The sequence below is a fragment of the Streptomyces sp. NPDC051569 genome, assembly GCF_044454085.1.
GTDB lineage: Bacteria > Actinomycetota > Actinomycetes > Streptomycetales > Streptomycetaceae > Streptomyces.
Map to the genome: position 1 here is coordinate 23,804 of NZ_JBITDJ010000019.1, position 14,302 is coordinate 38,105.

14 protein-coding genes and 2 tRNA genes are annotated in these 14,302 nt (G+C 69.2%); 9 read left to right on the plus strand and 7 right to left on the minus strand.

From position 1 onward, the window contains the following. The first annotated feature begins 111 nt into the window (after positions 1 to 111). Both ACIBAE_RS23520 and ACIBAE_RS23525 read left to right on the plus strand, forming a co-directional pair. A tRNA-Ser gene (locus ACIBAE_RS23520) sits at positions 112 to 202 on the plus strand. 197 nt (positions 203 to 399) lie between these two features. Next, a tRNA-Arg gene (locus tag ACIBAE_RS23525) sits at positions 400 to 472 on the plus strand. Between the two features lie 213 nt (positions 473 to 685). On the opposite strand, the gene ACIBAE_RS23530 is transcribed toward ACIBAE_RS23525, so the two are convergent. After that, entirely contained in the window at positions 686 to 1,474 is a 789-nt protein-coding gene (locus ACIBAE_RS23530; protein WP_399288934.1) for a GntR family transcriptional regulator, read from the minus strand. A gap of 115 nt (positions 1,475 to 1,589) precedes the next feature. On the opposite strand from ACIBAE_RS23530, the gene ACIBAE_RS23535 reads away from it, so the two are divergent. The 3 genes from ACIBAE_RS23535 to ACIBAE_RS23545 are packed head-to-tail and all read left to right on the plus strand — an operon-like array spanning position 1,590 to position 2,807. Beyond that, the gene (locus tag ACIBAE_RS23535; protein WP_399289121.1) at positions 1,590 to 1,997 is read left to right on the plus strand and encodes an NUDIX hydrolase; all 408 of its coding nucleotides are present in this window, start codon (positions 1,590 to 1,592) and stop codon (positions 1,995 to 1,997) included. 46 nt (positions 1,998 to 2,043) lie between these two features. Next, entirely contained in the window at positions 2,044 to 2,469 is a 426-nt protein-coding gene (locus tag ACIBAE_RS23540) for an ATP-binding protein (RefSeq protein ID WP_399288937.1), read from the plus strand. After that, positions 2,463 to 2,807: a hypothetical protein gene (locus ACIBAE_RS23545; protein WP_399288940.1), complete on the plus strand. Its 345-nt coding sequence runs from the start codon at positions 2,463 to 2,465 to the stop codon at positions 2,805 to 2,807. Before ACIBAE_RS23540 ends, ACIBAE_RS23545 begins: the two co-directional genes overlap by 7 nt. A gap of 1,670 nt (positions 2,808 to 4,477) precedes the next feature. Here the strand turns inward: ACIBAE_RS23545 and ACIBAE_RS23550 are convergent. Continuing rightward, positions 4,478 to 4,822, minus strand: a complete 345-nt coding sequence (locus tag ACIBAE_RS23550; protein WP_399288943.1) for a hypothetical protein — start codon at positions 4,820 to 4,822, stop codon at positions 4,478 to 4,480. A gap of 208 nt (positions 4,823 to 5,030) precedes the next feature. On the opposite strand from ACIBAE_RS23550, the gene ACIBAE_RS23555 reads away from it, so the two are divergent. The 3 genes from ACIBAE_RS23555 (at position 5,031) to ACIBAE_RS23565 (ending at position 8,000) form a co-directional block, all read left to right on the plus strand. After that, a complete protein-coding gene (locus ACIBAE_RS23555) occupies positions 5,031 to 5,915 on the plus strand; it encodes a DUF2797 domain-containing protein (RefSeq protein WP_399288945.1) in 885 nt (294 codons plus the stop codon). Between the two features lie 234 nt (positions 5,916 to 6,149). Next, on the plus strand, positions 6,150 to 6,908 hold the full coding sequence (locus tag ACIBAE_RS23560; protein WP_399288947.1) for a response regulator transcription factor: 759 nt from the start codon (positions 6,150 to 6,152) through the stop codon (positions 6,906 to 6,908). Between the two features lie 132 nt (positions 6,909 to 7,040). Continuing rightward, the gene (locus ACIBAE_RS23565) at positions 7,041 to 8,000 is read left to right on the plus strand and encodes a TetR/AcrR family transcriptional regulator (protein ID WP_399288949.1); all 960 of its coding nucleotides are present in this window, start codon (positions 7,041 to 7,043) and stop codon (positions 7,998 to 8,000) included. Between the two features lie 127 nt (positions 8,001 to 8,127). On the opposite strand, the gene ACIBAE_RS23570 is transcribed toward ACIBAE_RS23565, so the two are convergent. The 4 genes from ACIBAE_RS23570 to ACIBAE_RS23585 all read right to left on the minus strand — a co-directional run bounded on the left by ACIBAE_RS23570 (position 8,128) and on the right by ACIBAE_RS23585 (position 12,572). After that, positions 8,128 to 8,598, minus strand: coding sequence for a PPOX class F420-dependent oxidoreductase (locus ACIBAE_RS23570; protein WP_399288952.1), 471 nt, complete (start codon positions 8,596 to 8,598; stop codon positions 8,128 to 8,130). Positions 8,599 to 8,637: 39 nt separating this feature from the next. After that, positions 8,638 to 9,465, minus strand: coding sequence for a YceI family protein (locus ACIBAE_RS23575; RefSeq protein ID WP_399288954.1), 828 nt, complete (start codon positions 9,463 to 9,465; stop codon positions 8,638 to 8,640). Positions 9,466 to 9,570: 105 nt separating this feature from the next. Continuing rightward, on the minus strand, positions 9,571 to 12,075 hold the full coding sequence (locus tag ACIBAE_RS23580; protein WP_399288956.1) for an MFS transporter: 2,505 nt from the start codon (positions 12,073 to 12,075) through the stop codon (positions 9,571 to 9,573). Positions 12,076 to 12,089: 14 nt separating this feature from the next. Continuing rightward, positions 12,090 to 12,572: a MarR family winged helix-turn-helix transcriptional regulator gene (locus tag ACIBAE_RS23585; protein WP_399288958.1), complete on the minus strand. Its 483-nt coding sequence runs from the start codon at positions 12,570 to 12,572 to the stop codon at positions 12,090 to 12,092. A gap of 337 nt (positions 12,573 to 12,909) precedes the next feature. On the opposite strand from ACIBAE_RS23585, the gene ACIBAE_RS23590 reads away from it, so the two are divergent. Further along, entirely contained in the window at positions 12,910 to 13,122 is a 213-nt protein-coding gene (locus ACIBAE_RS23590; protein WP_399288961.1) for a hypothetical protein, read from the plus strand. A gap of 181 nt (positions 13,123 to 13,303) precedes the next feature. On the opposite strand, the gene ACIBAE_RS23595 is transcribed toward ACIBAE_RS23590, so the two are convergent. Next, a complete protein-coding gene (locus tag ACIBAE_RS23595) occupies positions 13,304 to 14,170 on the minus strand; it encodes an RNA polymerase sigma factor SigF (RefSeq protein ID WP_399288963.1) in 867 nt (288 codons plus the stop codon). Between the last annotated feature and the right edge of the window lie 132 nt (positions 14,171 to 14,302).

Genomic DNA, 14,302 nt, shown 5'->3' on the forward strand with positions numbered 1-14,302 from the left:
AGATGCTTTGCCCTGCGCCCCACCTGCCTAGTACCGTGAGAACCGATTGGTGGCGGGCCGCCTGGCTGTGTCATCATCTGCACGCACCATCCGCGCTCGCGCGGGTGTGCTGGAGGCGTCGCCTAGTCCGGTCTATGGCGCCGCACTGCTAATGCGGTTTGGGCCTTAAAGCCCATCGAGGGTTCAAATCCCTCCGCCTCCGCGTGATCACCGAAGCCCCGGCCAACTGGCCGGGGCTTCGGTCGTTCCGGTACGGGTTCCCGTGCGGCTTCCAGAGCGAGCTCCAGGGTGTTTTCGCAGGTCAGCGATGGTCTGGCCAATGGATTTCACCTGACGGCGCAGGTCATGTAATGTTGTTCTCGCAACGCCGACCGGGGAGAAAAAAGCCCGGAACGCCAAGCACTCGTAGCTTAACGGATAGAGCATCTGACTACGGATCAGAAGGTTGCAGGTTCGAATCCTGCCGAGTGCACAGCTGAGAGGCCCTCCGGAGAAATCCGGGGGGCCTTTTGTGTTGTCCGTACGGCAGCGAAGTGCAGCCCCGGGTCCACCTTGAGGGCGCCCAGGAGGGAACTGTCCTGAGCGCACCTTGGCCACTTGTCTATATGAGTACGTGCCCGGTTGGACGCGTTCTGGGCAGCGCGCTTCCCCGGAGGGTTCGTCGGCATCCGTGCGCTCCGGGCTGCTATGTGGCGGGCAACTGGTAGTTGAGGACGTAGACATCGGCGGCCATGACCGTGTCGCATACCTCCACCGCGCGGCCCTTGGTGTCGAACGCGGTGCGGATCAGATGGATGACCGGTACGCCGGAGGCGAGTTGGAGGGTCCTGACCTCCTGGGGTGAGGGCATGCGGGCGCGGATCTCTTCCTCGAAGTGGTCGAGGTGGTGGCCGAGTTCTTCGAGCCGGGCGTAGATGCCGCCGGGGCCGGGGTCGGGCTGGGCGATCGGGGTGTCGCGGGCCAGGTCGAGCGGCAGGTACGACACGGCGAACTCGACCGGTCGGCCGTCGAGCAGATACCGGCGGCGCCGGGCGAGCACCCGCCGTGGTGCACCGAGCCGGGCGGACACATCAGCGGTCGGCCGCTCCTCCTTGACCTCCAGGTTGTCGACCTCAGGGCGACCGCCGGCGGCGTCGGCCTCCACGATGAACGCCGACTTCCCCTGCTCGCGGTGGCGCCGGGCGAACCGGTCGGAAGCCAGCCGCCGTACGGGCGGACGCGGCCGGACGAAGACGCCCTTGCCGTGCTCGGGCGATACGAGCCCTTCGCCCTGGAGCATGGAGAGTGCGTTGCGCACGGTCATGCGGGAGACGCCGAAGTGTTCGACCAGCTCCGACTCCGAGGGCAGCTTGGCGCTCTCGGCGAAGCGTCCCTTGTCGATGGCTTCCCGCAGCTGATCGGCGATCTGCCGGAAAACGGCTCGGTCACTGGTCGGGTCCAGCGAGCCGAGCACGCCGGTAGGAAGGGCGGCCATGTGTACTCCTTTGGATATCTAGACAAGAGGCTGAGTCCAGTTGCTACGGTGAGAGCCTAGTCAGCCAACGGGACGAGGAACGCCGAAAGTGACCACTGCCGAACGCCCCCACTCGGTGAGCGTCGCCGGGGTGATCGTGGACGACCACGGTCGCGCCCTGCTGATCAAGCGCCGCGACAACGGGCACTGGGAGCCGCCGGGCGGCGTGGTCGAGGCTGACGAGACCCTTCCCGACGCTTTGCAGCGGGAAGTTCTGGAAGAGACCGGAATCAAGATCGCCCTCCCGGCGGCTCTGACCGGTGTCTACAAGAACATGACGGGCCTGATCGTCTCGCTCGTCTTCCGCTGCCAGGCAGTCGACGGCCGGCCCACGACGGGCGATGAGACCAAGGCTCTGCGCTGGGTCACCCGCGACGAGGTGGCGGAGCTTGCCGACGAGGCGTTCGCGATCCGCGTGCTCGACGCCTTGGACGCGGCATCCCCGCCCGCCGTGCGTGCCCACGACGGCGTGAAACTCGTCTAGCGCCAACCAACGGTCCATGGCCGCCCACCAGTGTAAAGGAACTTGTATGCACGAGTATATGAGCAGGGTGCGGGTTTGGGGACTGACGTGCCCAGGATTCTCGGAAGAGGTGAGCCGGGCCCGCCGCTGGACCCGCGACATCCTCACCGGCCACCCCCGCGCGGACGACGTCGCGGCGATCGTCAGCGAACTCGGCACGAACGCGCTCCTCTGCACGGCCGGCGGTGGCCGGACGGGCGTCTTCCACGTCGCGCTCGCCCTCGGCGAGCACGTGGTGGCCATCTCCGTCACCGACGCCGGCGGCTCCGAGACAACACCGAAGGTGACGCACGCCGGCCAGGACGCCTTACACGGCCGGGGGCTCGGCATGGTCAGCACGCTCGCCCACACCGTCGCGATCCACGACAACGGCCGGGGCCACACCGTCACGGCGGAACTCCTCACCGGCCTGCCCGGAGACCACCCGTGGTGACGAACGCGGGAGCACGCCCCTTACCCGCATCCGCCCTGAGCACGGGCTACTGGTGCGAGGCGGCCGCCCACACCCGCGACAGCCGCACCATCTGGCTGAACTCCCATCGGGCCAGCAGCCCGCAGCTGGCGGTGCGCTGGATGCAGACCCGAGTCCAGGACGTCACCGACCAACTCGACCGGCCGTACGCGCAGCCGGGCCACCACCGGCTCACCGACGAAACCGAACACGAACGAGCCCGCACCACCCTGACCCACGGCCAGACCTACGTGCTCACCCTCTACGACGACAGCACCCGCTACGTGCTCTCCGCCCGCCGGGCAGGAGGCACCCGTTGACGAAATCCGCGCCGCTCCTCACCGACGGCTTCCGGTGCGAATGCTGGACCCACGACCCGGCAGCGGACCGGCCCCGAAAGCTACTCGGCTCCCTTGATGGCGAGACCGCAGACCAGGCCGTCCGCTGGATCCGAATCGCCGCACGCACGATCGCCTCAGCCCTCGACGACGAAGCCTTCACCGAAGCATGGGCCTGGCTGTCCGACGACCACCGAGACGCCCTCCAAGCCCTCGCCTACGGCGACCCCCGCACCCTCACCGTCCACGACAGCCGCACCACCATCCAATGGACCGCCCACCCGGTGCGCTACCTCAAACTGTCGACCCGCCAGGGCATCAATCTTCCAGCCTGCATGGAGGAGTACACCCAGCCCAAGTGCAGCGTGAGTAACAACTTTCTCTACGGTTTCAAGCCCCACCCTTCGGGCGGGGAGGGGGATACTCGGGGGCTCCTGTACGGGAGGGCCGCTTCTTCCGAAACCTGTCGAGGCAGACGGGGTACCGCGTCGGAAGGTCCTGGCTTCGTACAGCGAAGCCGCAGGAAGGCCAGCACAGCGCTCCGGCGCCCGGGAGGGCTTGTGGCCGGCGGGGTGTCTTCGGGCCTGTGGCTTCCTCCTGGGTGGTTGGGCTGCTCTTGCCCTTTGGGCATCCGGCGCCACCTCCGACCCAGGCAAAGCCGAGCAGACGCGGCCCACGGCGTCCAGGCCGTTCGTACAGTGGCGCGCTCCACCCGGACGCCATGAACCACGCCCGCTCCACGATGTGTGGGTCGAAGGCGGACGGGATGGGAGCCGGGGCGAGTCGTGGTGAAGGTGAATTCCTTCCCGGCGGCGTGCTATCTGAGGCTGATCTCAGCAACGAGTAAAGCTCGAATATGGGAGATTTTCGGCCACATTCTCAGGCGCGCTACGGGTAACTACGGGCTAGCTAAGGCTAGCTAACGCGAGGTAAAGTTCACCGCTCCGGCCTGCGTTAGTGCGTAGTTTCGCGCCGGCTGTGTCACGGTTTTATCGCTCTGAGCAGGGGAGACATCCTGGCTTGTTCTCATAGTGCCTACCCACTATGAGTTAGCCCTCATGGAGCCCCCGCGAGGCGGCTGATCAACGCCTGAGGCCCGCCTCTTGAGTTCATTCACGAGGCACCATGCTCGTAACAGTCAGAAGCCCATCACGCGGCTCCGACCTGGAAGCAAGGGCTGCGTGATGGGCTCCGAACCCGGAGGTTCTACAGTGAGTTTGGACCCAACCCCGAGGCATCTGTCAAGCCTCCCTCGATACCCATGGGTGATCGTGATCATCCTCGTTCTGACGGCTGTGTGGCAGCCTGCTTCGGAGGCAGTGAGCGCCTATGCCGATGCGGCAGCGATTGCGGCACTCTTCACCGCCTGCGGCAGTACAGCAGTGAAGTACAGCAACTACAGCAACCGGACACGTCCGGCAGTGAGCTTGTAGGGCCGTCGCTAAACCGGTATGACCGTCCCTGACCGATCTGGCTAGAGCTACGGATCAGAAGGTTGCAGGTTCGAATCCTGCCGAGTGCACAGCTGAGAGGCCCCCCGGAGAAATCCGGGGGCTTTCGCGTTGCCCGCACGGGGCGAAGCTGGGCAACCGTTGGCTCGGGACACCTGCGGGGAATGTCGCGGAGGGCGTCGTACACCCGCCAGGCCGTCGTCAGATGGTGGTGACGCGGGACATGCCGGTGAAGAGCGTGAGCGAGACCAGGGCAGCCGCCGCGGTGGTCATGCCGTCGGCGGTGATGCGGTCCAGGTGCACGCGCATGTCGTCGAGCAGCGTGAAGGCGACGACCATTCCCCCACAGGCCGCCACGACGCCCGCGATCCAGTACCGGTGGCGGACGAAAAACCACTGGGTCAGCCCTGCGAGGAGGAGCGGCGGGATCGGTATCGACGGTGCGTCCAGCAGGTGCAGCAGGAGCGTTGCCAGAACGCAGTAGATCCAGCATCCGGCGAGGACCGTCGCTGTCTCTCGCCAGGAGAGTGCGGGTGCTCTGTTCATAGCTGTCGTCCTTCGCCCGGTGTGGGAGCCATAGGTCTTCCATTCAGTCATATCGATCGATGAGAACGGACGCCGAGAAATGGGCACAGGCGGCCGCACCGCGCCGGCGGTGGGCCACCACCTCCTCCGGCACGGTCGTTGTCAGTGGCGGGTGCCATCGTGGTGAGCGGGTGCGGGCGGCTGATCCGGTGGAGGGAGGTGCGGGCGCGTGGGATGGCGGTGTGGGGGGCTTCGGTGGGGGGAAGCGGGACCCTCGCTGGTGTGGCGGCGGGACGGTGACGGGGCGCGGCGGGAGAGCACCTTGCTCTACGGGCGCGACCTGGCGTTTCGGGCCGTGGGGGCGCGGGTGTGTGCCGGGGCGCGGGGGAAGGCGTGTCCCCTGAGGGCCTTGGTGGCGGCGCGGAGTACGGGTGGGCAGTGTCCCGAGTGCGCGCGGCTGGACCGGGCGCGTTCCGTGGCGGCCGACACCGTCGCCGACGATCCGCGGACGTTCCGTGTCTATCTCGCCTGGTTCGGCCCCGGCATGGTGAAGGTCGGGATCACCGCCGAGGAGCGTGGGCCCGCGCGGCTGCTGGAACAGGGGGCGGTGGTGTTCAGCTGGCTGGGGCGGGGGCCGCTGATGGCCGCACGGCGGACGGAGGAACTGCTGAGGACGGCGCTCGGGGTGCCGGACCGTATCCCGTACGCGCGGAAGCGGGGCGCCAGGACCGCCTTGCCGGGGTCGGCGGAGCGGGCGGCCGAGATCGGGGGGACGCACGCGCGGGCGGTCGCGCTGGAGGGGTGGCCGCAGTCGCTGGAGAGGGCGGAGTTCGTGGCGGTGGATCATGCGGAGGCGTTCGGTCTCGACGGGCTCGCGCCGGCGGCGGGGGTGGTGACCGAACTGGTCGACGGCGGCCTTGTCGCCGGGCGGCTGACCGCGGCCGCCGGGCCCGATCTGTATCTCGCCACGGCCGGGGGCGGCCTCGTCGTGCTCGACACCCGGCTCATGAGCGGGTGGGAGCTGGTCGCGGCGCCGACGGGGAGCCCGGTGTCCGTGCCGGTGCGGGAGATACGGGACGAGCGGGCCGACGGCGTGCAGGACGGGCTCTTCTGAGCCCCCGGATTCCCGGAGGCGGACGATCCCCGGAGGCGGGGCGATATGAACGCGTACGACGACGAGCGGCCCGCCGAGCTCGCCGAGCCTGCCGGGTCCGCTGAGCGCGCTGGGTGCGCTGAGCTCCCTGTGTCTGACGGGCCCGAGCGGCCCGGGGCCGCCTTGGGGCGTTTCTCAGGGAATTCACAGGGTCCGGAAAGGGGGATTTCAGAGGCCGTGGCCAAGGTGGGCACCATGACCATCACCTCGCCCCGGGGGCGTACCGACATGCTCAGGCCGGACGGGAGCCCCGTCAGGGTGCTCGTCGTCGACGACGAGACGTCGCTCACCGAGCTGCTGTCCATGGCCCTGCGGTACGAGGGCTGCGAGGTGCGCAGCGCGAACAGCGGCGCGGGCGCGATGAGCGCGGCGCGGGACTTCCGGCCGGACGCGGTGGTGCTGGGCGCGATGCTGCCGGACATGGACGGCCTCGCGGTGCTGGGGCGGCTGCGGCGCGAGCTGCCGCGCGTGCCGACGCTCTTCCTGGCCGGGAAGGACGCTGTGGAGAACCGGATCGTGGGGCTGACGGCGGGCGGGGACGACTTCGTCACCAAGCCGTTCAGCCTGGAGGAGATCGTGGCGCGGCTGCGCGGGCTGATCCGCCGGTCGTGTGCGACGGCCGCGCGCGGCGGCGATTCCCTCCTGGTCGTCGGCGATCTGACGCTCGACGAGGACAGCCACGACGTCGCCCGTGGTGGGCAGTCCATCCACCTGACGGCGACCGAGTTCGAGCTGCTGCGCTTCCTGATGCGTAATCCGCGCCGGGTGCTGAGCAAGGCGCAGATCCTGGACCGGGTGTGGTCGTACGACTTCGGCGGCCGGGCCAACGTCGTGGAGCTGTACATCTCCTACCTGCGGCGGAAGATCGACGCGGGCCGCCCGCCGATGATCCACACACGGCGTGGAGCGGGCTATCTGATCAAGCCCGGCGAGCCGGGTGACGCGCCGCGATGAGGGCAGACGGTCAGGGGTGGACCAGCCGCGCGGTCACCCGGTTGCCCCCGGACGGGCGGTAGCCGGAGCCGGGCACCTTGCGGGACTCTGGAGTCCGGTCCACCCGGCCGGAGGAACCGAGGAGGCTCACCCATGGTGTCGGAAGCCGATGGCGTCAAGCGTCCGACCCGGACCAGCGTCTGGCTGGAGGGGAAGCCGGCGGCCCGCGGCCGGAGAAGCGACCGGTCCGAGCAGCGGCACCAGGCACACCACCGATCCGGGCAAGGGGCCGGGCAAGGGGGCGGGCGAGGGGCCGAGCAACGGTCCGGGGAACGGTCCGACCACGCGAACGGCCTGGACCGCGACCGCATCACCGCCGCCTCGGTGCGACTGCTCGACGCCGAAGGCGCGGCCAGGTTCTCCATGCGCCGGCTGGCCGCGGAGCTGGGGGTGACCGCCATGTCCCTCTACTGGTACGTGGACACCAAGGACGACCTCCTGGAACTCGCCCTGGACTCTGTCTTCGGCGAGGTCCTGATCCCCGACCTGACGGACGCCGACGCCGACGCCGACGGGCACGAGAACGGGCACGAGAACGGGCACGAGAACGGGCACGAGAACGGGCACGAGAGCCGGGACGGCCACGGGGGCGCCGACTGGCGCGACCAGCTGCGCGCACTTGCCGCCAGCTACCGGTCCGTACTCGTGCGCCACCCCTGGGTCTCGCCGCTGGTCGGCAAATACCTCAACATCGGACCGTGTTCGACGGCCTTCTCGGCCGCCGTGCGGGCCGTCATGCGGGGGACGGGCCTGACACCGCACGGACAGCTGGGCGCGCTCTCCGCCGTCTTCCAGTTCGTGTACGGCTTCGGCACGATCGAGGGCCACTACGTGCAGCGCAGTGCCGACGCGGGGGTGAGCCAGGACGAGTATTTCCGGCAGGCCCTGGGAAGCATCAGCGAACAGCCGCACGCCCAGCTGGCGTTCGCGAGCGCGGACGAGCTGATGGAGTCGCGCGGCGGTGAGACGGTGGTGGAGATGCGCGAACGCGCCTTCACGTTCGCGCTCGAACTCCTGATCGCCGGCATCGACGCGATGCGCACACGGGGATAGACGCATCACGAGGACAGACGCGCACACGAGGACAGACGCATCACGAGGACAGACGCGCACACGAGGACAGACGCGCACGCAGGCATACAGGCAGGCACAGGGGACAACAGCCAGGTCCCCCGTGCGCTTACTCGGAAGGGGCCAGATGCGCCGGGAAGCCGCCGGTGGCGAGCGGGCCCCAGCGGGTCGGTGTGACGCGGATGATGGACTTCCCCTGCCGCACCATCGCCTCCCGGTACTCGTCCCAGTCGGGGTGCTCGCCCGCGATGTTCCGGTAGTACTCCACCAGCGGCTCCACCGAATCCGGCGAGTCGATCACCTCGGCCGTGCCGTCGACCTGCACCCACGGACCGTTCCAGTCGTCCGACAGGATGATCAGGCTGACCCGCTCGTCCCGCTTGGCGTTGCGCGTCTTGGCGCGTTCCGGGTACGTCGAGACGACGATCCGGCCCGAGTCGTCGACCCCGCAGGCGAGCGGGGAGCCCTGCGGGCGTCCGTCGGAGCGGGTGGTCAGCAGGATCGCGCGGTGCCGGGGCCGTACGAATTCCAGCAGCCCGTCGAGGTCAACGGCCGTATTCGTTGCGATATTCGGTGCCATGGCCCGCAGCCTACGGGCTCTCGCGGTGAGGGGCGGGACCTACGCCCCCGGCAGGTTCTCCCCCTGCACGGCCTGGATGTCCAGTTCCACCCGCAGGGTCGTCCCGATCGCCGAGATGCCCGCCTGCACCACCTGGTTGTAGTGCATGGCGAAGTCCTCGCGGCGCAGTTCCGTGGTCGCGCGGAAGGCCGCCCGCACCCCGCCCCACGGGTCCGGCCCGGTCCCCAGGTAGCTCAGGTCCAGATCCATCTCGCGGACGACCCCGTGCAGCGTCAGCCGGCCGTGCACGGTCCAGCGGTCCGGGCCGGCGGGTGTCAGGCCCGTGCTGCTGTACGTGATGTCCGGGAAGCGCTCCACGTCCAGGAAATCCGGGGACTTGAGGTGCTTGTCCCGCAACGCGTTGCCGGTGTCGATGCTCGCCGCCTCGATGACCGCGTCGACGCGGGACCGCTCGTGGCCGTCACCCGCCCCGGCGATCTCGATGCGGCCACTGAAGTCCTTGAACCGGCCGTGCACGCTGGAGATGCCCAGATGCTGGGCCACCGCACTCACCGACGAATGCGCCGGGTCCAGACTCCAGATGCCGGGCGGCGGCAGCTCGACCCCGCCCTGCCGGGCCAGGACCACCGTGCCGACCTCGGCCCGGCCGCTCACCGTGACGAGCGCGGTGGAGGCGACGGGCGAGTATCCGACGGCCGTCACGATCACGGTGTACGGCCCCGGCGCCAGCGCCGCGTCCGTCCTGACCGCACCGTCCTCGTCCGCCGCGGCCCGCAGCACCTGTGCCCCGGTCATGTCGGTCACGGTCACGACCGCGTGCTGGACGGCCCAGCCGTCCCGCGTCCGTACCTGTCCGCGAAGTCCCATCCCGTTCTCTCTCCTCGATCGTGACGAACCGGGCCCCCGGTCCTGCCCCCACCGGACGACGCGCCGTCCGAAGTGTCGAACGGCGCGTCGCCCGATGGGTTGCGACTACTCGCCGGGGTGCACGAGTTCGATGTCGTGGCCGTCGACTCCCTGGCCGGCCACGCTCAGCGAACCCGCCACCGGCGGGTAGCCGGTCGCGATGAGCGTGTACTCGCCCCCGTCCAGGTCGGCGAAGGCGTACGCCCCGTCCTCCCCGGTCGTCGCGGAGGAGACCACGTTCCCGGCCGCGTCGATCAGCGTCACCCGGGCGTCGGGCAGCGGGCGCCGGGCCGAACCGGCCCTGACCGTGCCCTGGACCAGGGCGCCGGACTGGAGGACGGCTTCGATACGGGTGACCCCCTGGGCGCCGATCTCCACCGGCAGGGCCAGCGGCCGGTGGCCGGGTGCGTTCACCGCTACGGTCACCGGGCCGGGGACCAGCTCGCCGAAGACGAACTCGCCCGCCTCGGCGGACTTCCCGGTCGCCAGCACGTCGCCGCGCACATCGGCGACGATCACCATCGCGCCCTCGACCGGCAGCCCGCCGTCCGCCCCGCGCACGGATCCGGCGAGACCGCTCGTACCGGAGAGCAGGATGTCGTACGCGAGCGGTTCGTCACCGACGACCACCGTGGACGCCTGCGGCTGGAAGCCGTCGGCGGAGGCGATCAGGACGTACGAACCCGAGCCCGGCGCGTCCAGGACGTAGACGCCGTCGGCCTGGGCGACCGAGCGGGCCAGCTGGCGCCCGCCCAGCGAGATCAGGGTGACGGCCGCGCCGGGCACCGCCGTACCTTCGGCACCGCGCACCACACCGCGTACGTCGATGCCCCGTACGGTGACCGCTGTCGGGTCGCTCTCCCCCGCCGGGGCCGGTACGACGGCGGCGGGAGCGGCGGCGGGAGCCGGTACGGCGGTGGTCCCGGCGGCGGTCGCGGCACCCGCGAGGGCCGGAGCGTCCGCGGGCGCCTGCGCCGAGTCACCGCCGGCACGGGTCTTCAGCGCGACCTCCTTGATGAACAGCGTGACCAGGAGGGCGAGCAGCGCTGCCGGAGCCGAGTAGAGGAAGACATCGCCGACGCCGTGGCCGTACGCCATCTCCATGACGTTCCGCAGCGGGGCGGGCAGCGTGTCCAGGTTCGGGATCGTGCCGTCGCTCGCGCCGGCGCTCTTGGCCAGCGCGGCGCCCTGCGGCCCGAGATCGGCCAGGCCGTCCTTGACGTAGTGCGTGACCCGGTTGCCGAGCACCGCGCCCAGCGCGGAGACACCGATCGCACCGCCCAGGGAGCGGAAGAAGGTGACGGTGGAGCTGGCGGCGCCGAGGTCCTGGGGGGAGACCTGGTTCTGCGTGCAGAGGACCAGGTTCTGCATCATCATGCCGACGCCGAGGCCCATCAGGGCCATGTAGATCGCCATGTGCCAGTACGGGGTGTCGACCCGGATGGTGCCCAGCAGACCGAGGCCCGCCGTCACCAGCACGCCACCGCTGACGAGCCAGATCTTCCAGCGGCCCGTCTTGGTGATGATCTGGCCGGAGACCGTGGACGAAATGAACAGACCACCGATCATCGGGATGGTCATCACACCGGACATCGTCGGCGACTTGTCGCGGGCCAGCTGGAAGTACTGGCTGAAGAAGACCGTGCCGGCGAACATCGCGATACCGACGAAGAGCGAGGCCAGCGAGGCCAGCGTGATCGTGCGGTTGCGGAAGAGGCGCAGCGGGATGATCGGTTCGCTGGCCTTCGACTCGATGAAGACGAAAATCGCGCCGAGCAGGATCGCCCCGCCGACCATCGTGTACGTCTGCCACGAGACCCAGTCGTACTTACTGCCGGCGAAGGTGACCCAGAGCAGCAGTAGTGAGACGGCCGCGCTGATGAAGAAGGCGCCGAACCAGTCGACCTTGACCTCGCGCTTGACCACCGGGAGTTTCAGGGTCTTCTGGAGGACGATCAGCGCGATGACGGCGAACGGGACGCCGACGTAGAAGCACCAGCGCCAGCCCATCCACGAGGTGTCGGTGATGACACCGCCGAGCAGCGGGCCGCCGACGGTGGCGACGGCGAAGGTCGCGCCGAGGTAGCCGCTGTACCGGCCCCGCTCACGCGGGGAGATCATCGCGGCCATGACGATCTGGGCGAGGGCGGAGAGCCCGCCGACGCCGATGCCCTGGACCACGCGGCAGGCGATCAGCATCTCGGAGTTGACCGAGAGGCCCGCCACGACCGAGCCCGTCACATAGATGATCAGGGCTATCTGGACCAGGAGCTTCTTGCTGAAGAGGTCGGAGAGCTTGCCCCACAGCGGGGTGGTCGCCGTCATCGCCAGCAGCGACGCGGTCACCACCCAGGTGTAGGAGCTCTGTCCGCCGCCGAGGTCGGAGATGATCTCGGGCAGGGCGTTGGAGACGATCGTCGACGAGAGGATCGCGACGAACATGCCCAGCAGCAGCCCGGAGAGCGCCTCCATGATCTGACGGTGTGTCATCGGCGTGCCGGTCGCGGAGGCGGGGGCGTCTCCGTGCTCGGCGTGGCCGCCCCGCACACCAGTTGGTGTGGTCGTAGCCATTGAATTCCTTTGCCTTATGTCTCTTGCCGCATGGGTGTACGGGTGTGTGCGTCTTCGTAGCGCCAGTCCCGGCAGTCGCCGAAGCTGTCGCGGAGTCTGCTCAGCAGGGAGCTCAGCTGTCCGACGTCGTCGTCGGACCAGTCGTCGAGGGTGCGCGCGAACATCTCGGTCGTCCGCCGGGCCAGCTCGTCGAGCACGTCCCGTCCCTCCGGCGTGAGCCGCAGGATGCGCGAGCGTTTGTCGTCCGGGTCGGGGCACCGCTCGATCCAGCCGCGCTGCGCGGCGTGTGCGACATGTCTGCTGGTCACCGACATGTCGACGGCGAGCAACTCGGCGAGGCGGCTCATCCGCATCTCGCCGTGCCGTTCGAGCATGGTCAGTACGGCGGCCGAGCCGCCGGGGCAGTCGGCGGGCAGGATGCGGGCCAGCCCCCGTTTGACGGCGCCGAGGGCGGTGAGCTGTCGGGCCAGCTCCGCGTACTGACTCCGTGCGGCCATGACCCCTCCCGATATGTTGTTGCTTAGGGCAACCGTAGAAGCCGTTGGTTGCTGAAGGCAAACGAAATCGGTGCCCTCGGGAGTAAAGGAACCCAAAAGGCTTCGCATGGCCGAGGTCAATGCCCGGCGCGGGAGTTGCACGGGTACGAGGCACGGACCAACGCGGGTGCGTGCTACGGATGTACGGATCGAAGGGTGCACCCGGCGCGGAGCCCCTTCCGGCGCGCGTCACCCGCATATCCGGCCAGAACTATGTAGGTGTATGGCCCAAATTCGGCGTGGCCGACGGTGGTCCCGGGGTGGGACGGGGATCCGTCATTCGCTAGGGTCCTGCCCCATGGCACACAATCCCCATGCCCCGCAGGGCCCCGAGGGCAATCCCGACCCCGCGGGCAGCACCCAGATGTTCCGCGCGTTCGTCGACGACGGCGAACCGCAGCGCCGGCAGGCGGCCCCTCAGCAGAGCGGCGGCCCGAAGGCCGGCCTGATCGTCGGCATCGTCGCGGTCGTCGTGATCCTGGCCGTGGTGGGCTGGCTGGCTCTCAGCTGAGTTCGGCCGGCGGTTCGCGGACAGCCTGTTCCAGGGGGCTGTCCGTGGACGACCTGTTCACGGGCGGCTTGTCCGAGGCGGGCTGCCTTTTCACGGACGGCCCGTCATGTCGACGGCCGGTCGTGCCCCTCATGCCGGAACCCCGCCCGGGCGTACGGGCGATGGGCGGGGTCCGCGGGCCTCAGTCGGAGATCAGCCCTTCCCGGAGCTGCGCGAGTGTGCGGGTCAGCAGTCGCGAGACGTGCATCTGCGAGATGCCGACCTCTTCGCCGATCTGCGACTGGGTCATGTTCGCGAAGAACCGGAGCATGATGATCTGCCGCTCACGGGGCGGAAGTTTGGCGAGCAGCGGCTTGAGCGACTCGCGGTACTCCACGCCCTCCAGCGCCATGTCCTCGTAGCCGAGGCGGTCCGCTAGAGAGCCCTCGCCGCCGTCGTCCTCCAGGGACGGCGAGTCCAGCGACGAGGCGGTGTACGCGTTGCCGACCGCGAGGCCGTCGACCACGTCCTCCTCGGACACGCCCAGTACGGCCGCGAGTTCGGGAACGGTCGGCGAACGGTCGAGCTTCTGCGCCAGCTCGTCGCTGGCCTTGGTGAGCGCCAGGCGCAGCTCCTGGAGCCGGCGCGGCACCCGCACCGACCACGAGGTGTCACGGAAGAAGCGCTTGATCTCACCGACGACGGTCGGCATCGCGAACGTCGGGAATTCCACACCCCGTTCGCAGTCGAACCGGTCGATCGCCTTGATCAGGCCGATCGTGCCGACCTGGACGATGTCCTCCATCGGCTCGTTGCGGCTGCGGAACCGGGCCGCCGCGTAGCGCACCAGCGGCAGGTTCAGCTCGATGAGGGTGTCACGTACGTAGGTGCGCTCCGGGCTGTCCTGATCGAGCACCGCGAGGCGCAGGAACAGGGAGCGGGACAGAGTGCGGGTGTCGATGGCTTCCGGCTGGGACACACGCGGCTGGACCACGTGGTCGAGAGCATTGGGCGCGGGAGCGCTCTTCGTGAGCGTGAGCACCTTCGAGCTGCCCTGTTCTACGGACATGCCACCCCCTTGAGGTCGCGGACGGTCGCGGAGGCCGCTCCCGTCGGAGGAACGCAGCCTCCACCTGAATACCGGAGGGGGAGCTGCGGCAAACGCGGTTCCTGCAGAATGTCACATGTCGGCAACACGCTG